The organism is Paraburkholderia pallida (assembly GCF_004524855.1).
GTDB classification, from domain to species: Bacteria; Pseudomonadota; Gammaproteobacteria; order Burkholderiales; family Burkholderiaceae; genus Paraburkholderia; species Paraburkholderia oxyphila.
This window is the reverse complement of sequence record NZ_CP038149.1, coordinates 1,627,790-1,648,349: the sequence shown is the minus strand read 5'-3', so window position 1 is coordinate 1,648,349 and position 20,560 is coordinate 1,627,790. Positions and strand designations below refer to the sequence as shown.

The 20,560-nt window shown below is 67.0% G+C and carries 17 protein-coding genes and 1 riboswitch; of the genes, 6 read left to right on the top strand and 11 right to left on the bottom strand.

What is annotated here, in order from left to right:
* Positions 1-27: 27 nt before the first annotated feature.
* From E1956_RS22530 to cobG, 5 genes are all read right to left on the bottom strand, one after another.
* Positions 28-981, bottom strand: a complete 954-nt coding sequence (locus E1956_RS22530) for a flagellar brake protein (protein WP_134753068.1) — start codon at positions 979-981, stop codon at positions 28-30.
* 123 nt (positions 982-1,104) lie between these two features.
* The gene (gene cobJ, locus E1956_RS22525) at positions 1,105-2,934 is read right to left on the bottom strand and encodes a precorrin-3B C(17)-methyltransferase (protein ID WP_232071545.1); all 1,830 of its coding nucleotides are present in this window, start codon (positions 2,932-2,934) and stop codon (positions 1,105-1,107) included.
* Positions 2,922-3,653, bottom strand: coding sequence for a precorrin-2 C(20)-methyltransferase (locus E1956_RS22520; protein ID WP_134753066.1), 732 nt, complete (start codon positions 3,651-3,653; stop codon positions 2,922-2,924). Before E1956_RS22520 ends, cobJ begins: the two co-directional genes overlap by 13 nt.
* Positions 3,654-4,280, bottom strand: coding sequence for a precorrin-8X methylmutase (locus tag E1956_RS22515; protein ID WP_134753064.1), 627 nt, complete (start codon positions 4,278-4,280; stop codon positions 3,654-3,656).
* Complete coding sequence (cobG, locus tag E1956_RS22510) at positions 4,273-5,700, bottom strand: precorrin-3B synthase (protein WP_134753062.1); 1,428 nt, start codon at positions 5,698-5,700, stop codon at positions 4,273-4,275. Before cobG ends, E1956_RS22515 begins: the two co-directional genes overlap by 8 nt.
* A 134-nt stretch (positions 5,701-5,834) precedes the next feature.
* Positions 5,835-6,017, bottom strand: a riboswitch (cobalamin riboswitch).
* A 168-nt stretch (positions 6,018-6,185) separates the two neighbouring features.
* Here cobG and cbiE point away from each other — a divergent pair.
* From cbiE to cobM, 3 genes are read left to right on the top strand one after another with little or no spacing between them, the layout of a single operon-like run.
* Positions 6,186-7,409, top strand: coding sequence for a precorrin-6y C5,15-methyltransferase (decarboxylating) subunit CbiE (gene cbiE, locus E1956_RS22505; RefSeq protein ID WP_134753060.1), 1,224 nt, complete (start codon positions 6,186-6,188; stop codon positions 7,407-7,409).
* On the top strand, positions 7,406-8,140 hold the full coding sequence (locus E1956_RS22500) for a cobalt-precorrin-6A reductase (RefSeq protein ID WP_134753058.1): 735 nt from the start codon (positions 7,406-7,408) through the stop codon (positions 8,138-8,140). Before cbiE ends, E1956_RS22500 begins: the two co-directional genes overlap by 4 nt.
* A gap of 23 nt (positions 8,141-8,163) precedes the next feature.
* On the top strand, positions 8,164-8,895 hold the full coding sequence (gene cobM / locus E1956_RS22495; RefSeq protein WP_134753056.1) for a precorrin-4 C(11)-methyltransferase: 732 nt from the start codon (positions 8,164-8,166) through the stop codon (positions 8,893-8,895).
* A gap of 949 nt (positions 8,896-9,844) precedes the next feature.
* On the opposite strand, the gene E1956_RS22490 is transcribed toward cobM, so the two are convergent.
* The gene (locus E1956_RS22490; protein ID WP_134753054.1) at positions 9,845-11,320 is read right to left on the bottom strand and encodes a sodium:solute symporter family protein; all 1,476 of its coding nucleotides are present in this window, start codon (positions 11,318-11,320) and stop codon (positions 9,845-9,847) included.
* Positions 11,317-11,526 carry a DUF3311 domain-containing protein gene (locus tag E1956_RS22485; RefSeq protein ID WP_028223731.1) on the bottom strand — a complete coding sequence of 70 codons (210 nt, stop codon included), beginning with the start codon at positions 11,524-11,526 and terminating at the stop codon, positions 11,317-11,319. The genes E1956_RS22490 and E1956_RS22485 overlap by 4 nt, the downstream gene beginning before the upstream one ends.
* 295 nt (positions 11,527-11,821) lie before the next feature.
* On the opposite strand from E1956_RS22485, the gene E1956_RS22480 reads away from it, so the two are divergent.
* Together E1956_RS22480 and E1956_RS22475 are read left to right on the top strand one after the other, a co-directional pair.
* Entirely contained in the window at positions 11,822-12,499 is a 678-nt protein-coding gene (locus tag E1956_RS22480) for a MarC family protein (RefSeq protein WP_134753052.1), read from the top strand.
* Positions 12,500-12,595: 96 nt separating this feature from the next.
* Complete coding sequence (locus E1956_RS22475; RefSeq protein ID WP_134753050.1) at positions 12,596-13,429, top strand: class II glutamine amidotransferase; 834 nt, start codon at positions 12,596-12,598, stop codon at positions 13,427-13,429.
* Between the two features lie 81 nt (positions 13,430-13,510).
* On the opposite strand, the gene E1956_RS22470 is transcribed toward E1956_RS22475, so the two are convergent.
* Both E1956_RS22470 and treF read right to left on the bottom strand, forming a co-directional pair.
* On the bottom strand, positions 13,511-14,524 hold the full coding sequence (locus tag E1956_RS22470) for a glycosyltransferase family 2 protein (protein ID WP_134753048.1): 1,014 nt from the start codon (positions 14,522-14,524) through the stop codon (positions 13,511-13,513).
* Positions 14,525-14,751: 227 nt separating this feature from the next.
* A complete protein-coding gene (gene treF / locus E1956_RS22465) occupies positions 14,752-16,563 on the bottom strand; it encodes an alpha,alpha-trehalase TreF (RefSeq protein ID WP_134753046.1) in 1,812 nt (603 codons plus the stop codon).
* A 463-nt stretch (positions 16,564-17,026) separates the two neighbouring features.
* Here treF and pobA point away from each other — a divergent pair, with 463 nt between their 5' ends.
* Complete coding sequence (gene pobA, locus E1956_RS22460; RefSeq protein WP_134753044.1) at positions 17,027-18,199, top strand: 4-hydroxybenzoate 3-monooxygenase; 1,173 nt, start codon at positions 17,027-17,029, stop codon at positions 18,197-18,199.
* Between the two features lie 149 nt (positions 18,200-18,348).
* Here the strand turns inward: pobA and E1956_RS22455 are convergent, their stop codons facing one another.
* On the bottom strand, positions 18,349-19,845 hold the full coding sequence (locus E1956_RS22455) for a DASS family sodium-coupled anion symporter (RefSeq protein ID WP_134753043.1): 1,497 nt from the start codon (positions 19,843-19,845) through the stop codon (positions 18,349-18,351).
* 305 nt (positions 19,846-20,150) lie between these two features.
* Positions 20,151-20,483 (bottom strand): DUF4148 domain-containing protein, encoded by a 333-nt coding sequence (locus E1956_RS22450; protein ID WP_134753040.1) that lies wholly within the window; start codon positions 20,481-20,483, stop codon positions 20,151-20,153.
* Between the last annotated feature and the right edge of the window lie 77 nt (positions 20,484-20,560).

Genomic DNA, 20,560 nt, shown 5'->3' with positions numbered 1-20,560 from the left:
GCGCGGCAAATGCGTGCCGCGTAGCCGTCAGCGCGCCCCGTTGCTCCAGTAAATCACGTCGTCCTGACGATCGAACACATAGACCTTCATCGCCATCTGCTCGGCGCTCGTGAGGCTGTCGAGTTCGAGGCCGAGCGTGGCTTGCCCCGGCTCGCCGTCTTCCTGCTGCACGTTGCGAATGACGGCGCTCGTTTCGATGGCCGTGTCGATGTCGCCGGAGCGCAGGCTGAAGGCGATGCGCAACCGCTCGCCGATCTGGCCGAGCGCCCAGGGCGCCGTGAGCGAGAGCCCCAGCGCGCTGATGCCGCGCGCGAGCGCGACACCCTGATAGCCTTCGTCGCCGATGCCAAAGCGCACGGGAAAGCGAGCGTTCACGCGGATCGACTTGCGCTCGCGCAGCATGCGGATATTGGCGGGCCTCGATAGCACGAGATAGCCGGACGGGGCCTGGTACATCGCTTGAATCGTGCAGACGAAGCGATAAACGGCCTGGCTCGCGATCGCCACGATTTCCACGTTTTCCCCGGGCGTGATCTCGATCGGGCGGCCCTTCGCGTAGGGCAGCGTCACGAAGATCGATTCGTTCGGCGCAATGCCGATCAGCTTGCACGGATGCATCGGCGCGCCGCTTGCGCCTTGTTGCGGGCGCACGCCCATCGACGCGCCAATAGTCAGATGCAGGTCGCGCACGCCAGGCGCGGCTTCCGGCTCCTGCGGCGTGGCGTGCGCGAGCGCCTCATCGGGCGTTTCGCGGTCGCCGCGCTGCGGGGCGAAGTGGCGGAACAGGAAATCGCGCTCGATCTCGCCCACCAGCGTGGCGCCGCGTTCGAGCAGCAGCGTGCCGTCGTGGTCGGCGAGGGGCCATTCGAGCGGCTGGCCGAGCGGGATGTCCGCGGGCGTGAGCAATGCGGCGCTGGGCGCGGCATCGGGCGTGGCGTCGGGGGCCGTGTCGTGGGTGGCTTCGAGGGGAGTGTCGGTCATCGGCGCACGTAGTGGGGCAGAAGCGAGACAGGATCGGGTAATGACAAGATCACTGCGTTTACGGCACGCCGCGCAAAAAGTTGAGTGAGGGGAAACACGAGGTTTGCTCCCCTCGATGCGCGCTCAACCTTTCGCGTCGCCATCCTGTGCATACCAGCGCGGCGTGTAGACCCATTCCTCGTTCTTTTCGCCGCTGCTGCTGCCGCGCGCAAAGCCACGCGTGGCCGACGACCCGACGATGACCATCGTGCGCATGTCCACCTGCGATGAATCCAGCTCGCCCAGCGTGGTCGTGCGGAGTGTCTCTCCTGGCCGACCCACGTCGCGGCCGAGCACGACGCGCGTGCCGGGCGCGCGCACTTCGCGCACGATTTCCAGTGCGCGATCGAGCTGCCAGGGCCGCGCGCGCGAAATCGGGTTGTAGAAGGCCATCGCGAGATCGGCGAGCGCGGCGTGGCGCAGGCGCTTTTCGATCACGCTCCACGGCTTGAGGTTGTCCGAGAGCGAGAGCATGCAGAAGTCGTGGCCAAGCGGCGCGCCAACGCGCGCCGCCGTGGCGAGCGCCGCCGAGACGCCGGGCACGATCTCGAGCTCGACGCGGTGCCAGCGCGGCTCGTCCGAGGCTTCGAGCGCCTCCAGCACGGCGGCGGCCATCGCGAACACGCCGGGGTCGCCCGACGACACCACGGCCACACGCCGCCCCGCGCTCGCGAGCTCGAACGCATGGCGCGCGCGCTGCAGTTCTTCGCGGTTGTCGGTGGCGTGGCGCACTTGCCCCGGGCGCAACGGGCCCGCCATCTCCACGTAAGTCGCATAGCCGACGATATCGGTGGCCTCGTCGAGCGCGGCGCGCGCCATGGGCGTGAGGAGGTCGGCGCGGCCCGGCCCGAGGCCCAGCACCGTGAGCTTGCCGCGGGCCTCGCCGAGCGTGTGCGCGTCGATGGGTTCATGCGCGACGCTCAGCGCGATGCCGTGTTCGGCGGCGAAGCGCTGCGCGGATGCAGGCAGTGCGAGCGCGTCGAGCAGGGCGGCGGCGCTGGCGTTCGCACTATTGTCGGCTTGATCGCGAGCCGCACCGGCCGAGTCGGCGGCTTTGGCGGGACTCGTGATTTCAGCAGCATGGGCCGCGTCGACGGCATCGCCGGCACCGGTAAATCGCAGCGGCACGCCCAATGCGCGCGCCGCCTGCTCGAACGCGGCCTCGCCCATGCGCGCGGCCGGGGCGACGAGCGCCGCGAGCGCCTCTTGCGCGATGCCGTTCGCGCTCAGTGCCTCGCGCACATGTTCGGCGAGCAGCGCAGGCGCCACGCTGGCCGCCGCGACCACGCTGCGCGGATGAATCACGAGATGCTCGGGATTGCCGTCCCAGGCGTGCGGGCTCACGCGGATCGCATGGCGCGCCGCCGGGTCGCGCGGCAGGTTCACGGTCTCGAGCCAGGGCGCAGCGCCGTCGATGCGCGTGGCCTCGCCCGCGAGCAGATCGGAGACGAAGCGCTTGCCTTGCGCGAGGCTCGAAAGCGCATAGCCTTCGGGCGGATTGAGCAGGCACGTGCCGAAGCGCAATTCGCCGCTCGTGGTGATCGCGGGCGCGGTTTCGAGCGCCGCGCCAATCTCGCGCGCCATGACGTTCACGCCGGTAAGGCCGCCGAGCAACGGCACGACGGCGCTGCCGTCCTCGGCCAGCGCGAGCACGGGCGGCTCCACGCTCTTGCTCGTGAGCAGCGGCGCGAGGCAGCGAATCACGATGCCGGCCGCGCACAGCGCGACGATGGGCGTGCCGCGCCGATACAGCTCGCGCAAGTGCTCGCTCAATCCACTGAACGCGACATCGCCTTGCGCGCGTTCCTGCAAGGCGTGAATCTGCGCGCCTGCATAGAGCGCTTTCACGCGCTGCGCGGTCGCGAGCGCGCCGGGGCCGAGCACGACGATCGCGGGCGGCATCAGGCTTGCCATTTTTCCCCCGGCACGACGAGCAGCGAGAAGTACGGCGACGCCATCGGATCGACCTCGTCGAGCGGTACGATGCGCTGGTTCGCCATGGTCGCGCGCTCGACATACAGCGCGCGCTGCGCGAGGCCGAGATCGGCGAGCACGCGGCGCACCTTCTCGAAGTTGCGGCCCAGTTTCATGATGACGGCGGCGTCCGCGTCGGCGAGGCGGCGGCGCAGTTCGTCCTCGGGCAGCACGCCTGAGAGCACTGCGAGGCTCTGGTTGCGGTAGACGAGCGGCACGCCCAGCACGGCCGCGCCGCCGAGCATCGAGCATACGCCCGGCACCACTTCGGTTTCGTAGCGCTCGGAGAGGCGGTCGTGCAGGTACATGTACGAGCCGTAGAAGAACGGATCGCCTTCGCAGATCACTGCCACGTCGCGGCCCGCATCGAGATGGCCGGCAACGACTTGCGCGGCGCCGTCGTAGAAGTCGGCGATGATCGCCTCGTACGAGAGCGGCGGCTCGAGCGCTTCGGTCGTCACCGGGTACACGAGCGGCAGGCGTTCCTGCTGCGCGTGCAGGTGGTCTTCCACGATGCCGAACGCGTTGCCTTTCTTGCCTTTGGCGACGAAGTACGCGACCACGGGCGCGGCCTTCAGGAGGCGCAGCGCCTTGAGCGTGAGCAGCTCGGGGTCGCCGGGGCCAACGCCGATGCCGTGAAGACGGCCTTTGATGGACATTTATTCGATCTCCGAAGCAAGTGCGTTGACGGCGGCGGCGGCCATGGCGCTGCCGCCGCGCCGCCCGTGCACGGCCACGAACGGCACACCGTGCGCGGCGGTGGCGAGCAGGGCCTTGGACTCGGCGGCGCCGACGAAGCCCACCGGCATGCCGAGGATCAGCGCGGGGCGCGGCGCGCCGGCCGCGATCATGTCGAGCAGGTGAAACAGTGCGGTGGGCGCATTGCCGATGGCGACCACGCTGCCTTCGAGGTGTTCGCGCCACAGCTCGAGCGCGGCGGCCGAGCGCGTGTTGCCGAGCTCGCGCGCGAGGCCGGGCACGGCGGGGTCGTCGAGCGTGCAGATCACGGCGTTGCTGGCAGGCAGGCGCGCGCGCGTGATGCCGAAGGCGACCATCTTCGCGTCGCAGAGGATGGGCGCGCCGTTTGCGAGCGCCGTGCGGCCGGCGCGGCCCGCGCCGGGCGAGAACGCCAGGTCGGCGGCCACGTCGACCATGCCGCAGGCGTGGATCACGCGCACGGCCAGCTTTTCTAGGTCGGCGGGAATGTGCGAGAGATCGGCTTCGGCGCGGATCGTCGCGAACGACTCGCAATAGATCGCCTGGCCGTCGCGAATGTAGTCAGACATCGGGGGTGCTCCGGGGCCGCTGCGCGAGGGTGCGCGCGGCGGCTTCAATCGTCAGGTTGCGCGCGACCAGGCGCCCGAAAGGGGCGGCGGCTGGGTCGCGCTCGTAAAGGTCATAGTGGCCGGGCGTGGCGGCGAGCAGCGTAAACGGTGCTTGATGCGCGGCCGCGCACGAGCGTTCGCAGCCGCTCAAGTGCACATGCACACCGGGCGGCAGCTGCGCGGCGAGACGCAGCGCGTCGGCCTTGGTATCGGCTCGGCTCTTCGCACAGCCGGCCGAGCCCGTGCAGGCGATCGTGCGCGCGAGCGGGTCGGCGCTATCGCACACGAGGCCGAGCGCGCGCAGGCGGTCGAGCACTTCTGGCATGGCGCGTTGCGCCACGTTCGGCAAGATCGCGCCTTGCCAGGGCGTGACGCGCAGCGTCGCGTCGCCGTGTTCTTCCGCAAGCGTGGCGAGCGCGTGCAACGTCGCGGCATCGAGCCGTGCGAGCGGCGGCTGGCAGCCGGCGTAGCCCTTGGCGTCCGCGTGAGCGATGGCGAGTCCGTCGAGTGCATGTGCACCGAGGCGCAACGAGAGGTCGACTGGCTCGCGTCGCCATGCCTGCAATGCCGTTTCATTTCCCGCATCGTTGCACGCGATGGGGAAATCGGCGTGATGAAGTGCGCGTTGGAGCATCGCATCGGCATCGTGCGATGCGAGCACTTCGCGCATGCGCGTCTGGCCGGGCTCCGCGAAGTCGAGGAACGCATGCAGCAGCGCGCGAATGAGCGCGGGCGCGTGTGCGGATGCAACGCCGCCGAGCGCACCGTCGCCAACGCAGCCGGCGAGGCCGAATACGAAGCGCACGTCATCTGCGTTGCGCGCGGCCGCGAGCCAGATGTCATGCGGATGATCGAGCGCCGCGAGACGCTCGCCGCCGTCGAGCAGCAGCGCGAACTTGGGCGAGAGCGCCGCGAATCGCGGCTCGCTCTGCAGCATCGAGACGATGGGCGCGGCGAGCGTGGTGGTGTCGATGAGCGCGTCGGGATCGAGTCCGGCCAGCGGGCTCAGCATCAGATTGCGCAATTCGTCGGCGGCGCAGAGGTCGCCGTGCGCGTGCGCCGATGCGTTTGGCCCCAGACCCGCCGCCACTAGCGCCTCGGTGAGTGCTGTCTCGCTGCCCGCGCGCACGCCGCGCACCTGCACATTCGCGCGGTTGGTCAACTCGAGCGTGCCGCTCGCATGGGTGAGCGCGGCCTCGGCGATCGCATGCGCCTGCGCGGCCGTGAGCGCGCCGCCCGCAAGGCGGATGCGGCACAGTCCGCCGTCGCGCGCCGCGACCACGCGCACGAGACCCGGGCACGCCGAACGGCGGGCCGCGGCCAGCGCAGCAGGAGCCAAAGCGGGCTTCGAGTCGTGATTCAAGGGACACCGTGCATGCATCGCGCGCTCGGGCATGCCGCCGCGACCGCGCTGCGAAGCGGCGATTGCGGGGCGCCATGCGGGAGCGCGACAACGCGAAAACGTCCGCGCGCTGCGATCGAAGCCGGTACACCCCGCCAGGCTTTGGACGCGCGCGAACAAACTTTCGGCCGGCAGGTCTCCTGGCTCGCAGGTCGTCAACCGCATCGGCCTTCCCGGTAAAACCAGTGGCCTGGATGGATGCGGTCTCGCTGCTCACAGTCGCGGGGGCGGCCACAGCTTCGCTGTGTTCCCTTGTTGCGATCCGGAGTGAGCGCTTCAGCTGTCGGTTGGAGTTAGTGCTTCAGCACTGACTCCAACCCCATGCAACGCGCTGACTCCGGGCTCATGCAAAGCTGCCTTCGAGCTTTCGCCCTTCAGGCGCCGGCGGAAGCGGTATTATGCCCGTTTTCCAGCGCGTTTCCGCGATTCAGTGCGGCCCGCGTGCAATGCGAAACGGAGAGCGGATGCAGGGCAGGCGGGCGTGGCTGACGGTGATCGGCATAGGCGAAGACGGATACGCGGGGCTCGGGCGCGAGGCGCGGCGCGCGCTCTTCGCGGCGGCGGCGGTGGCGGGCGGCGCGCGCCATCTGGCGATGCTGCCCGCGCGCATGCAGGCGCGCCGCGAGCCCTGGCCGCAGCCGTTCAGCGTCGAGCCGCTGCTCGCGCTGCGCGCCACGCACGAGCGCGTCTGCGTGCTCGCGAGCGGCGACCCCATGTTCTACGGTGTGGGCGCGACGCTCGCGCGTCACGTGGCGCCGGGCGAGATGGACGTGCTGCCTGCGCCATCGTCGCTCTCGCTCGCGGCGGCGCGCCTCGGCTGGGCGCTCCAGGAGACGGCCGTGGTCTCGCTGGTCGGCCGGCCGCTCGCCGGGCTCTGGCGTCATCTCTACGCGGGCTCGCGCGTGCTTGCGCTGAGCGCCGATGGGCGCACGCCCGCGGCGCTCGCGGCGCTACTCTCGGCACAAGGCTACGGCGCGACGCGGCTCACGGTGTTCGAGCACCTGGGCGGCTCACTCGAGCGGCGCATCGAAGGCCGCGCCGACGCATGGCATGCCGATGAAACCGCCGCGCTCAACCTCGTCGCGTTCGAATGCGAGGCCAATGGCGAGGCACCGGCGCGCGCATGGACACTTACGCCCGGCTTACCCGACGACGCTTATCTGCACGACGGCCAGCTCACCAAGCGCGACGTGCGCGCACTCACGCTCGCGCGCCTCGCGCCCACGCCTGGCGCGCTGCTCTGGGACGTGGGCGCGGGCAGCGGCTCGATCGGCATCGAGTGGATGCGCGCTCATCCGGCATGCCGCGCGATCGCCATCGAATCGAACGGCGAGCGTCAGCGCTTCATCGAACACAACCGCAACGCGCTCGGCGTGCCGGCGCTGCAACTCGTGGCGGGCCGCGCGCCCGACGCACTCGACGGTCTTGCCGCGCCCGACGCCGTGTTCATCGGCGGCGGCGTGACTGTGCCGGGCGTGCTCGAAACCTGCTGGGCGCGCCTCAAATCCGGTGGCCGCCTCGTAGCGAACGCCGTGACCGTGCAGAGCGAGGCGGCACTCGTGGCATGGCGCGCGCAGCACGGCGGCACGCTCACGCGGATCGGGGTTGGCGAAGCCGAGCCCCTCGGGCGCTTCGATACGTGGCGCCAGGCGCTGCCCGTCACGCTTTACGAAGCCGTGAAGCCATGACGGCGCGCATTCTGCTGCTGGGCGGCACCGGCGACGCCTTGCGCATTGCCCGTGCGCTTGGGCCTGAGCATGTGTACAGCCTTGCGGGCCTCGGCCGCGTGCCCGCCGATCTGGCGTGTGCCGTGCGCGTGGGCGGCTTCGGCGGCGCGGAGGGCCTCGCGCGCTATCTCGCCGAAGAGCGCATCGCGCTGGTGCTCGACGCCACGCATCCCTACGCGGCGCAGATCAGCGCGAACGCGGCGCGCGCGAGCGCGGCGGCACAAGTGCCGTACTGGGCGTTGCGCCGCGCGCCGTGGCAGCCGCAGCGTGGCGACGACTGGCGCATGGTGGACGGCTGGGCGGGCGTGATCGAAGCTATCGCGCCGTTTTCGCGCGTGCTTTTCACGCTCGGACGCGAACCGCTCGCGCATCTCGACGAGGTTCCCATGCATCAGCATTGGACGGTACGCTGCCTGGACGCACACGCGGGACACGCGCGTGCAGGCGTGATCGACGCGCGCGGGCCGTTCACGCTCGAGGGCGAGCGCATGCTTTGCGAGGCGGGGCGTTTCGATGTGATCGTGAGCAAGAACAGCGGTGGTGACGCCACCGAGGCAAAGCTCGCCATCGCACGCGAGCTGGGCTTGCCCGTGGTGATGATGCGGCGGCCCGCGCTGCCGCCAGCGCAACGGGAATTCACCACGGTGCAAGACGTGATCGACGTGCTTGGCAACGTGGTGCAGCACATCTGACCCATTCAGCGGAGTTTCAACGCATGACTGTTTTCTTCATCGGCGCGGGGCCGGGCGACCCTGAGCTGATCACCGTGAAAGGGCAGCGCCTCGTGCGCAGTTGTCCCGTGATTCTGTATGCGGGATCGCTCGTGCCGCCTGCCGTGCTCGAGGGGCATTGCGCGCACCAGGTGGTGGATACTGCGCCGCTGACGCTCGATGAGATTGTCGCGCTGCTGGAGAGCGCGCACGCTTTGGGCCACAATGTTGCGCGTGTGCATTCGGGTGATCCGTCGCTTTATGGTGCGATTGGTGAGCAGATTCGTCGGCTGCGCGAGCTTGGGATTCCTTATGAGGTTGTGCCGGGCGTGACTGCGACAGCAGCGTGCGCAGCGGCGCTTGGTAGCGAGCTTACGCTGCCCGGTATTTCGCAGACGCTGATTCTTACTCGCTATGCGACGAAGACGTCGATGCCTGAGGGTGAGGCGCTAGGTGACCTGGCGCGACATCGTGCGACGATGGCTATTCACCTGGGTGTGCGTCATATCGCGCGTATTGTGGAGGAATTGCGGCCGCATTATGGGGATGATTGTCCGGTGGCCGTGATTTATCGCGCGAGCTGGCCGGATGAGGAACGCGTGACCGGTACGCTCGCGGATATTGTGGTTAAGGTTCAGAGTACTGATATCGAGCGCACGGCGCTGATTATTGTCGGGCGCGTGCTTGCTGCTGAGGGGTTTGCTGAGTCGACGCTTTATGGCGCGTCTAAGCGGTAAGTTTTTTTTTGAAAATTTGATTTCTTGGAAATTGGGGTGGTTTATTGCGGTTTTGCGCGGTAACTTGTTTTCGCGGCGGGCCGCAAGCGTCGCCCCTGTGCGGGGCGGCACCTACTTTTCTTTGCCGCGGCAAAGAAAAGTAGGCAAAAGAAAGCCGCTCAAACCGCCAGTGTGACGCAGTTCACCACTCGACTTTGATCGGAGCGGCTCCGGGGCGTCTGCCATCACTTGCTACTCGCCGGAGTGACTAAGGGCTCATTCATCCGGCGGCGCTCCGCGCGCCGTGGGGTATATCCAGAACCAGTGGCATGTACACGCGTTTGTCGCGCTCAAATATATTCGCTCGACGGCTCGCCCACGCATTCGCCAGCCCGCACGCCCGTGCATTCACCGATTAGCGCCCCAACGCATTCACCAATTAGCACCCCAGTGCATTCACCGGCTCGCACTCCAGTGTATTCACCGGCTAGCACTCCAGTGTATTCACCGGCTAGCACTCCAGTGTATTCACCGGCTAGCACTCCAGTGTATTAATCGGTTAGCACTGCAGTACATTTACCGGTCAGCACGCCTCGCATTTACTGGATGGTACCCCCAACGCAATCGCCGGCCCGCCGCTGGTTTTCCTTGCAGACCCTTCCGCCCGCGCGTAGCGCACGGCGGGAAGGATGAGTCCCTTGTCACTTACGTGGAGTGTGCGAGGCGACGGATGCCCCGGAGCCGCTCCGACATACATGGCAGTGGTGAACGGCGTCACACTAGCGGTGTGAGCCGCTTTCTTTTGCCTACTTTTCTTTGCGGCTGCAAAGAAAAGTAGGTGCCGCCCCGCACAGGGGCAACGCCCGCGGCCCGCCGCGAAAACAAGTTACCGCGCAAAACTCCGAGCGCCCCAAAAGAAAGCGGCGCAAAACCGCGCCGCCCATCACCGCTAAAAGACCATCATCAAAATTCAATGCACGCTAGCGTGCTTATGATCCGCATGCGCATGCGGCTGCGTAACCGCACTCACAGCTGCAAGCACAACAATATTCACCCCAAGCGCAAGAAACCCGATATTAATATCCTTAAGCGCATCAGGCGCAGCCGGAATCAACTGCGCGACGCTCACATGCAGCACTGTGGTAATCACAACCACCAACACGCCCGCGAGAATCCCGCAGAACGCCCCTTGCTTCGTAACACGATTACGCGCAGCGAGACTGCACACCAGCGCCGGAAACAACTGCGTAACAAAGTTATACCCCATCAGCAACAGCGCCACGATAGTCTCGCCGCCCCTAAGCGTAAAACCCACCGCAACGAGCGCGATCACCGGCACGCAAAACCGCGCGAGCTTCGCAACGCGTGCATCGTCGGCGTTCTTCATCAGCGCGCCGCGATAGACATCGTTGGCAAGCAGCGTCGAGGCTGTGGTAAGAATCATCGACCCAGGCACCAGCGCGGTGAGCACGCCCGCCGCACCGATCACGCCGAGAAACCATGGATCGAAAGTCTGCAGCGAAAGCCGGAACAGCGACAGGTCGATGTCGCCGCCCTTGAGGCCCGGCACCTTGAGCACCGCAGCAAATCCGCAGAAGAACACGAACAGCAGGATCAGTTGATAGAGCGGCAGGATCGCGGCGTTGCGGCGGAAAATGCGCTCGTCCCTCGCGGTGTAAACCGAGCCGAACGTGTGCGGCCACATGAAGAAGCCCAGCGCCGTGAGCAGCACAGTGGACTGGAACCACGTCACGCTCTGGCCTTTCGCGGGGAAGCTGAGGAACCCGGGCTTGGCCGCGTCGATGGCGCGGAACATTTCGGCGTGACTGCCGTAGTAATGAACCGGCAGATAAATGCCGAGAAACACCGCGATGGCGAGAATCATCGTGTCCTTGACGACCGAATTCCACGCGCAGCCACGCACGCCCGAGACGATCACGTAGGCCGTGACCACCACCGCGCCGATCCAGATCGCCGCCGTCGACGAAATCGCGCCGTACGAGGCCGTTGTCACGATGATGCCGAGGCCCTTCAATTGCAGCACGAGATACGGCACGAGCGCGGCCACGCCCACGCACGCGACCAGCACGCCGAGCGCGGGGCTCTGGTACTTGCGCGTGAAGAAGTGCGGCTGCGAGACGAGCCGGTGCTCTTTCGCATAGCGCCACACGGGCGGCAGCATCCAGTACGAAAGGATGTACGCAAGCGTCGCGTAAGCCAGGATGTAATAAACGGGTGCGCCCTTGCCGTAGGCAAAGCCGCTGCCGCCGAGGAACGTGAAGGTGGTGTAGATCTCGCCCGCCATCAGCAGGAACACGAACGCGGTGCCGAAGCTGCGTCCGCCCACCGACCATTGCTCGAGACTCATGTCGTGCCCACGGCGCGCGCGCATGCCCAGATAGAGCGCGACCACGGTGATCGCCGCAATGATGATGAGCGCGCTCATGATCGCACCTCGGCGTCCGGCGAGATGCGATTGGCCGGATCGAGCTTGTAGACGATGCCCATGATGGCCGCGGTCAGCACGACCCACATGACAATCCACGCCAGCACGAGCGGCATGCCGAGCACGAGCGGCTCGGTGCGGTTGACGAACGGCACGCCTAGCAGGATGCCGATAAAGGGTAGCGCAGCGAGCAACCTCAGTGACATGGCAACTCCTTTGGGTAAAAGGGATACGTCGCGTCGGGTCCGGTCGAATCACTCTATGCTGGTGAATGCGCCCCGTAAAGCTGCCAAAAATCCCGATGTGTCACCGCGGGAGCGGACCCGTGCGCTCCGCGTGGCGCACCTTCGCCGAATGTGCGGGCATGGTGCGCTGCGTCATGAAGACGGATTTTTTGCGCGTGCGCGCAGGCATCCAGCAGGCACGGCGCAGGCCGCTCCGGTTACACTTCACGCTGCCCCGCGGCGCAATCGGAATGCGCCCGTCTAACGGATCGCCTACATGATCGAGAGCCTGATTTCAGACATCCTGTTCGGTTTCACCGGACTGATCAGCATCATCAATCCCATTGGCATTGCTTTTGTTTTTCTCGATCGCACGGCGTCGCTTTCCGAGGAAGAGCGGCGTCTGCTCGCCAAGCGCGTGGCCACCAATGCCGGCTTCGTGCTGCTTGCCGCGTTTTTCGTGGGCACGCCCATCCTGCATTTCTTCGGCATTTCCATGGAGGCGCTGCGTATTGGCGGCGGCCTCGCGGTGGCCGTGAGCGGCTGGCAGATGCTCAACGCGCCGGAGCCCGAGCCGGCGATGGCCGATCATCCGGTGAAGCCGCTCAGCGCCGAGTCGGCGGCCGGCAAGGCCTTTTTTCCGCTGACGATTCCGCTGACCACGGGCCCCGGCTCCATCGCCACGGCCATCGCGCTCAACGCGAATCGCACGCACAAGCTTTCGGCGTTTCTGCTCTCGGGCATCGCCTCGGTGGCGATCTCGGTGCTCGTGATGCTCGTGATCTATTACGTCTACAGCCGCGCCGCGCGCCTCGCCTACTATCTGGGCGCGGAAGGCACGCGCGTGGCCATGCGCATTTCGTCGTTCCTGCTGCTGTGCATCGGCGTGCAGATTATTCTCACCGGCCTCGACGGGTTTCTCACGCCGCTCGCGGGAATGCGCGCGGGCAATTGATCGACGGCGCGCGCCGGGTCTCGCCCGGCCGCGTTCGCGAGGCGCCGAATGTCATGTCGGGCCGCAATCTCGGTTCGTTGAAAGTGGAGGGTAACCATGTGCCGCTGGCTCGCTTATACCGGTAACGCCGTGCCGCTCGAAACCATGCTGTTTCGCGCACGCCATTCGCTGATCGACCAGAGCCTGCATTCGAAGCTCGGCGCGACCACTACTAACGGCGATGGCTTCGGGGTCGGCTGGTATCAGCATCCGCACGACATTCCGTACCGCTATCGCAGCGTGCAGCCGGCCTGGAACGACCGCAATCTGCGCGAACTCGCGCGCGCCGTGCATGCACCGATGTTCCTCGCGCACGTGCGCGCCGCCACGCACACGCCCGTGCAGGAGACCAACTGCCATCCGTTCCGGCACCGGCGCTGGATCTTCGCGCACAACGGGCTGATCGAGAGCTTTCCGCTCGTGCGGCGCGACCTGCTGCTGGCCGTCGAGCCCGGGCGCTTCAGCGCGATCGAAGGCTCGACCGATTCCGAAGCGATGTTCTACCTGGCGCTGACTTTCGGACTCGAGATCGATCCCGTGCCGGCGCTCGAGCGCATGGTGGGCTTCGTGGAGGCCACCGCGAAAAAGCACGGCATCGAGTCGGCGCTCAACATGACCGTCTGCGCAAGCGATGGCGAGCAGCTCGTGGCCGTGCGCTACTCCAGCGAGCGCAAGTCGCGCTCGCTCTTTCACAGCAACTCGTTCAAGCATCTGCACGAACTCTATCCCGACGATCCGCGCATCGACGCCGTGGGCGAGGACGCCTATCTGATCGTTTCCGAGCCCCTCGTGGATTTGCCCGACGTGTGGGCCGAGGTGCCCGAGTCCACCGCGATCGTGGTGCGCGGCGCGCAAATCGAATATCGGGACTTCGTGCCGGTGGCGCCGTAGCGCGTGCGCGACCAAGCCCGCGCGAGGCGCACCAGGCTGGGGCGCCTCGCGTATCGGCTACAGGTTGTGCTGCAGGCCAGCCTACCAGGCCCGTTGACCCGATTGATCGTACTTCTCGGCCATCGCGGGAATGCCGGCGCGCACCTGGCGCTCGGCGCGCCGCACCTGGCGCGTGAGCAGCACGACGTGCGCGGGCGCGACGCGGCGGCGGCGCAGCGTCCAGAAGGCGCCGCGCATCAGCGCAAAGCTGGCCGGACCGAGCGAGCGCTGGCGCGCGAACACCACGAGCGCGCGGCCCGTGGCGGCCAGTGCGTCGCGCACCGGCAGACGCATCCACGCCACCCATGCCGAATTGCGCGCGAGCGTGCAATGCTGCGCGCGCGTGAACCAGCGGCATAGCGGCTCGCGATGCGCGAGCGCCGCCTCGCAATAGACGATCTTGTGGCCCGCGCTCAGCGCGTCGAGCGCGGCCAGCTCCTCGGCGCCGCCATGCGAGAGCCGTTCCTCATAGCCGCCGAGCGCGCGGAACACGCTCGCGCGCAACACGCAGGCGCCTGCCATGTAGCCAGCGAGCGTCGGGCCGGGCAAGCCGTCGCTGCCGGGCGAGGTGGCGTTGAGCATGAGGCAGGCCGGATGGATCTCGCGCTCGTCGTTGCCGACTACGCGCGCATTGAGCACGGCGACGTTCGGATGGTCGTCGAGCAACTGCGCCGCATGCGCGAGGGCGCCGGGCGCGAACCAGGTGCTGTCGTCGCAGCACGCGACATAGTCAGTGGGCGCGAGCGCGAAAGCGCGGTTGAAGCCCGCCATCCCATGGTCGCCGAGGCTCTGGACGATGCGCACTTGCGGGAACAACGAGGCGAGCAGGCTCACGGTGGAGTCGCTGGAGCCGTTGTCGGCCACGATCACCGCCGGACGCTCGGGCAGGGCGGTGAGCCGCGCCACGGTATCGACGACCTGGCGCACGTGGTTGCGCGTGAGCACGACCACGGTCACGCGCGGACCGGGCCGGGCAACGGATTCAGAGCCGGTGGCGGCTCCGGAGACGGGTCTGGGACCGGGTTCGGAGCCAGGGGTGGAAGGCGAGGCGTTCATGGCGTTTCGGGCGGTGGTGAGCCGGCGGCCAGAGTGCAGATTGATCTGCGGACATGTGTTTCAGCATACGCCGATGGCGGCCACTGTGCACACGCACAGCAAACCCGCAGCGCCGCTACGCTGCGCTGCGGGATGACGTGCTGCAACGCGCTCATGCACGGCGTGCCCCGGATCGCGGCACATGGCCGTAACCGCCGCGCCATATTTCAGCACGGATGCATCGCGCGTCAGCGTGCGGGGGCAGCCGCTTTCCCGGCGTTCACCGTGTGCGTGGCCATCGCGCTATCGGTGTGCGGATACATCGCGAGCAGCACGCGCAGCACGCCGTTGGTCCAGCCGAATCCGTCCTGAAGCGGATATTCGCCGCCGCCCGCCGACGCGCCTCGGGCCGCCGCCGCGCTGATGTCGTATTTCTCGACGAGCTTGTGCGTCTGCCGGTAGTAGACGAGGTTGGTGGCGATCCAGCGCGTGGCGATGCTCTGGGCGAGTGCATTTTCACCATAGCGGCGCAGGCCCATGACCGCGAGGTACTGAAGCGGCGCCCAGCCGTTGGGCTCATCCCATTGCTGGCCGCTCGCCAGCTGGGTGGTGGCGAGGCCGCCCGGGCGCAGCAGGCCGGCACGCACGGCGCCGGCCACCTGATGCGCCTGCGCGCGCGTGACGATGCCGGCGTAGAGCGGATAGAGCGTCGCCGCCGTGAGCCGGTGCGTGAGCGTGTGTTGCACGAAGTTGTAGTCGCTGAAGGCGTGCAGTTGCGGGTCCCATAGCACGCGGTCGATGGCGGCGGTGCGTTGCTGGGCGCGCTGGCTCATGCGCTGCGCCTCGGCCGCGTTGCCCGCCAATCCATAGGCTTTTGCGAGCGTGCGCTCGAGCTCGACGAGCAGCGCGTTGAGGTCGACGGGCACGAGCGACGTGATCTCGATGCTCGCGAGCGACTGCGGGTCGGCGAGCCAGCGCGAGCTGAAATCCCAGCCTGTTTCGCCGCCCGCGCGCAGATTGCGCCACAGATCGCCGGCGGCGCGCTGCGGCGCGCTTTGCGCGGTGAGCACGTCTTCGCGATACGACTCGTCGCGCGGCGCGTCGCGCGCGTCCCAGTAGCGGTTGAGCAACGTGCCGTCGGCGAGACGCACGACGTGGCGCGCCGCCTCGCCGGGCTTGAGCGTATCCGCGCCCGCCATCCAGTAGTCGTATTCCTTGCGCAGCTCCGGCAGATAGCGCACGTAGGTGGCGTCGCCGTCGCGCTGCGCGACGAGCGCCACCATCTGCGCGAAGAACGGCGGTTGCGAGCGGCTCAGGTAGTACGTGCGGTTGCCGTTCGCGATATGGCCGTAACGATCGATCAGCGTGGCGAAGTTATCGAGCTCGTCGCGCGTGAGATCGTGGCGGCCGCTCGCTTCGAGACCCAGCATGATGAAGTACGAGTCCCAGTAGTAGATCTCGTTGAAGCGGCCGCCCGGCACGATGTAGGGCTTCGGCAGCGGCAGCAGCGACGAATACGGTTGTTGTGCGGCGTCGGGATTGCGCCGCAGCACGTCCCAGAGCGTGTCGATGTGGCTCACGACGTTCTGGTTCGGATCGGAAACGTAGCTGTCGGCGGCCTGTTTCGGATCGGAAAAATGCTGCGCGACGAACTGCGAGAGCGCGGCCCGGCGTGCATCGGGGTCAGTAATGCCAGCATGGTGCGCGCTCCAGAATTCGTAATCGGCGACGATTTTCGTGGGCGTCTCGTTCGGCACCATGTCGGCGAACGTTTTGCTGTCGGGGAAGACCTGGGCCAGTTCGACGTCGCGATAAAGCTGGCCGTAGAGCTCGGACGGCGGCAGCGGCGCCGCGCTTTGCGTCGTGGCCGACGCCGCGAACGGTGCGCTCGCGGCTTGCAAGTCTTGCCCGGTCTGCGCCGCGGCCACGGGCGCGGAGGCCGCAGCCTGCGCGCGTGCCGCAAGCGGCGCGCAGGCGAGCGGCAGCGCGATCAGGAGCGCGGCAGCGCAATGGACCAGGCGCCCATGGGCGAACGGCGCGTGCGGCGCCGGATCGGGCATGCCAGGGCGTTTCGGAAGGGCGTTGAGAAGTCTGACTGGGTGGTGGCTCGAATGAGGCATCGGCGTGGCTCGCGATTGTTGTTGGAGGGAGAGGGATTGACGGCGCGCGAACACGGCGTCGGCAAAACTGCTGTGACGCAGCAATTTCCGTTCCGCAACGGACGTATCCACGCCGGCCGTATCCACACAGCGCGACTCTTTGCCAGACGCCAGTTCGTTGCGTGCGAATCGAGTTTGCGCTGCCACGCCGCATTGCGCGGTTGAATTTCCGATCGTCGCCGAATGCGCCGAATTTCTCGCATCGGCACAGCCTGCTGCCAGCGGCTTTCCGCAACTGCAGCAAACCGGCGGGCGCTCCAAACCTCTATCCGCAATCGAGATAATCCATATTCACCATATCGCGTTGCGCGATATCGCTCGAAGCCCCCAAACTTGCGCCAAATCAACACGTAGTGGAGACATCATGCGTACCCAGGTTGGCATCATCGGCGCAGGGCCCGCGGGCCTGCTTCTTTCCCATCTTCTGCATCTGCGCGGCATCGATTCCGTCGTGCTCGAACGGCGCGGTCGCGATCAGATCGAATCCACGATACGCGCAGGCGTGCTCGAGCAGGGCACCATGGACACGCTCGCCGAGGCCGGCGTCGGTGAACGCATGAAAGCTGAAGGCGCACTGCACCACGGCTTCGAGCTGGCGTTCGAAGGCAAGCGCCGCCGTATCGATCTCACCGCGCTCACTGGCAAATCGATCACGGTCTACGCCCAGCACGAAGTGCTCAAGGATCTCGTCGCGGCGCGCGTGGCCGCCGACGGCAAGCTGTTCTTCGACGTCTCGAACACCTCCATTCACGGCATCGACACCGCGTCGCCCTCGATCCGTTTCGAGCACGCGGACGAGCAGCACGAGCTGCATTGCGACTATGTGATCGGCTGCGACGGTTTTCACGGTGTCTCGCGCTCGGCCATTCCGGCGGCATTGCGCCAGGACTATGAGCGCGTGTTCCCGTTCGGCTGGTTCGGCATCCTCGTGGAAGCGCCGCCTACGTCCGACGAGCTGATTTACGCGCGCCACGAACGCGGCTTCGCGCTCATCAGCACGCGCTCACAGGACGTCCAGCGCATGTATTTCCAGTGCGATCCGAACGACGCGGTCGAGAACTGGTCCGACGACCGCATTTGGGCCGAGTTGCACGCGCGCGTCGATTCGGACGAAGGCCATCAGGTGGTCGAGGGCAAGATTTTCCAGAAGAACATCGTTCCCATGCGCAGTTTCGTATCGACGACGATGCAGCACGGGCACCTGTTCCTCGCGGGCGACGCGGCGCATATCGTGCCGCCCACGGGCGCGAAGGGCCTCAACCTGGCCGTTGCCGACGTGCGCGTGCTGACCGCGGCGCTGGTGGCGTTCTATAAGGAGAGCCGCACCGATCTGCTCGATGCGTACAGCGAAACCGCGCTGCGCCGCATCTGGCGCGCCGAGCACTTCTCGTACTGGATGACGCGCATGATGCACCGCCTCGACGATGCCTCACCGTTCGAGCAGCGCCTGCAGGTTGCGGAGCTGGAGCACGTCACCACCTCGCGCGCGGCGGCGACCGCGATGGCCGAGAACTACGTGGGTGTGGTGGCGGTTTAAGCATCGCCTGATACGGCGGCAGGAGCCGCACAGCACGAGGGGCGCCCGGTTCATACAACCGGGCGCCCCTTTTTTTGCCTGTACCGCGCGTCTTTTAGCGCGCCGGGCGCGACGCAAGCTCGAACCGCGCCGCGAGAACCGCCAACGCTTCAGATCCAGCCGAGCCAGTGCCACCACGTGGCGGCGAACAGCAGCATCAGCAGATAGCCGAGCACGGTCACCGCGATGCCCACGCGCGCGAACTGCCTCGCGGTGAAGGTCTCGGTGGCGAGGCACACCATGTTTTGCGGCGCGTTGATCGGCAGGATGAAGCCGAAGCTCACGGTGTAGCCGAGCAGCATGGCCACGCCGAGCCGGTTGAAATCGCCCGACATCGACTGCAGCACCGCGATCAGAATCGGCAGCATGGCCGAGGTGAGCGCCGTTGCACTCGCAAAGCCGAGGTGGATCACCACGAGGAACGCGGCGAGGATCGCGAAGGCCATGAACGGCCCGGCGGTGTCGAGGCCCGTGTGACGCGCGACGAGGTCGCCGAGCCACTGGCCCGCCTTCGTGGTGAGCAGCGCGGTGCCGAGGCTGATGCCTACGCCGAACACGATCACCGTGCCCCAGGGAATGCGGCTCTGCACCGTTTTCCAGTCCATCACGCCGAAGCGCGGCAGCAACAGCAGCACGAGGCCCACGTAGGTGACCGAGGTGGTGTCGAACGAATGCAGCTTGCCTTCGGTGGCCCAGAAGCAGAGCAGGCCGATAGAGACGCCCAGCAAGCGTTTTTGCGGGCCCGTCATGGGGCCGAGCTCGCGCAGCGACGCTTCGACGGCCTCCTTGCCGCCCGCGATGGCGTCGGTTTCGGGCGGCAGCATCTTCAGCACGAGCACGAGCAGAATGGCCGACATGACGATCGCCCAGGGCGCGCCGGCGATCAGCCAGTCGAGCCAGGTCACGCGCGCGCCGAGCATCTTGTCCATGAAGCCCACGGTGAGCAGGTTTTGCGCGGCGGCCGTCTGAATGCCGACGTTCCAGATGCTGGTGGCCTGGGCCACCACGATCATGATGCCCGCCGCGATGTTCGAGCGCTTGTCCACGCCGAATGCGGAAATCACGCCCACCATGATCGGCACGACGCAGGCGCTGCGCGCCGTGGCGCTCGGCACGACGAGCGAGAGCACGATGGTCACGGCGATCGCGCCGATCAGGATGCGCCGCGTGGTGGTGCCGATCAGCGAGAGCGTGACGAGCGCGATGCGCTTGTCGAGCCCGGTGACGGTCATGGCCGCCGAAATGAAGAGCGCGCCCGCGACGAGCGCGAGCGCGGAGTTCGAGAAGCCCGCGAGCGCCATGCTGATGGCTTTCGAGGTGCCGTAGAGCTGCGAGGGATCGTCGAGGGTGGGCGCGGTGCCCACCAGAAACGCCATCAGCGAGGTGATGATGATCGCGCTCGCTTCATAGGAGACGGCTTCGGTGAGCCACACCACCACGGCGAAGGCGAGAATCGCGAGCATGCGTTGACCCGCTACGGGCAGGCTCGCGGGCAACGGAAGCAGCAGCACGACGACGAGCGCGATGGCGCCCGCGATCAACCCGATGGGCAGGCCCGGTTTCCTGGGCGCAAGTGTCGTGCTCGCATCCGGTTTTGCTGCGTTCATGAGGTGGACTCCATCTCAGCCAGGGACGCGGCATCGTCCCATATCGGACATGCGCATGCATTGAAGGTGTGCTGAAAGGTGCGTGGGAACGAGGTCGATCGGCGATGCTTCGACGTGAGCGATAGCGGTGAGCGAGACGCGCGGGAAAGAAAAGGGATGCGCCAGGCGCGCAAGAACTGCGGGAGGTGGCCGGGACGGCCGGTGCGAGAGGAGCGGCTGCGGGAGGGAGCGGAACGGCGGGAGATGGTGGGACCGGCAAAACGCCGGTCCCCGCATACGCGAAAAAAACCGCTACAGGAAGCGGTTTACTGGCTCGCGCCGGCAGCGCCCGCCGCTTTCTTCTCCGCGTTCTGGAGATTCTGCGGATAGTTCGGGTCGTTGTTTGCAGGCTTGTAGCCCGCGTCTTCCAGCTTCTTCAGTTCAGCATTGTTCTTCGCGCGCGCGGCCTTGCGTTCGGCCTTGTGCTGCGCACGCGCCTGTTTGCGCTTTTCGGCCTTGGTGAGCGAAGCCGGCTCGGCGCTTTGCGCAGTGGTCGCTGCGGGTGCGCTGGCGTCCTGGGCGAAGGCCGGCGCCGTGACGCCAATGAGGAATGCGGCGGTGGCCGCGGCGAGAGTCAGCTTGCTGATGGTGGACTGCATGTATTCCCCTCTTGGTTGATTTATACCGCTGGTTTCAGTGTTTGCGATGCAAGGATTGCGAGAAGCGGCGCGCTGGA

What these genes read in the sequence shown, in the direction of transcription:
- E1956_RS22450 (WP_134753040.1), bottom strand. Translation starts at nt 20,483, where the DNA reads ATGCAGTCCACCATCAGCAAGCTGACTCTCGCCGCGGCCACCGCCGCA.
- E1956_RS22520 (WP_134753066.1), bottom strand. Translation starts at nt 3,653, where the DNA reads ATGTCCATCAAAGGCCGTCTTCACGGCATCGGCGTTGGCCCCGGCGAC.
- pobA (WP_134753044.1), top strand. Translation starts at nt 17,027, where the DNA reads ATGCGTACCCAGGTTGGCATCATCGGCGCAGGGCCCGCGGGCCTGCTT.
- E1956_RS22530 (WP_134753068.1), bottom strand. Translation starts at nt 981, where the DNA reads ATGACCGACACTCCCCTCGAAGCCACCCACGACACGGCCCCCGACGCC.
- E1956_RS22470 (WP_134753048.1), bottom strand. Translation starts at nt 14,524, where the DNA reads ATGAACGCCTCGCCTTCCACCCCTGGCTCCGAACCCGGTCCCAGACCC.
- E1956_RS22515 (WP_134753064.1), bottom strand. Translation starts at nt 4,280, where the DNA reads ATGTCTGACTACATTCGCGACGGCCAGGCGATCTATTGCGAGTCGTTC.
- cobJ (WP_232071545.1), bottom strand. Translation starts at nt 2,934, where the DNA reads ATGGCAAGCCTGATGCCGCCCGCGATCGTCGTGCTCGGCCCCGGCGCG.
- treF (WP_134753046.1), bottom strand. Translation starts at nt 16,563, where the DNA reads ATGCCCGATCCGGCGCCGCACGCGCCGTTCGCCCATGGGCGCCTGGTC.
- E1956_RS22490 (WP_134753054.1), bottom strand. Translation starts at nt 11,320, where the DNA reads ATGAGCGCGCTCATCATCATTGCGGCGATCACCGTGGTCGCGCTCTAT.
- cobM (WP_134753056.1), top strand. Translation starts at nt 8,164, where the DNA reads ATGACTGTTTTCTTCATCGGCGCGGGGCCGGGCGACCCTGAGCTGATC.
- E1956_RS22500 (WP_134753058.1), top strand. Translation starts at nt 7,406, where the DNA reads ATGACGGCGCGCATTCTGCTGCTGGGCGGCACCGGCGACGCCTTGCGC.
- cbiE (WP_134753060.1), top strand. Translation starts at nt 6,186, where the DNA reads ATGCAGGGCAGGCGGGCGTGGCTGACGGTGATCGGCATAGGCGAAGAC.
- cobG (WP_134753062.1), bottom strand. Translation starts at nt 5,700, where the DNA reads ATGCATGCACGGTGTCCCTTGAATCACGACTCGAAGCCCGCTTTGGCT.
- E1956_RS22455 (WP_134753043.1), bottom strand. Translation starts at nt 19,845, where the DNA reads ATGAACGCAGCAAAACCGGATGCGAGCACGACACTTGCGCCCAGGAAA.
- E1956_RS22485 (WP_028223731.1), bottom strand. Translation starts at nt 11,526, where the DNA reads ATGTCACTGAGGTTGCTCGCTGCGCTACCCTTTATCGGCATCCTGCTA.
- E1956_RS22480 (WP_134753052.1), top strand. Translation starts at nt 11,822, where the DNA reads ATGATCGAGAGCCTGATTTCAGACATCCTGTTCGGTTTCACCGGACTG.
- E1956_RS22475 (WP_134753050.1), top strand. Translation starts at nt 12,596, where the DNA reads ATGTGCCGCTGGCTCGCTTATACCGGTAACGCCGTGCCGCTCGAAACC.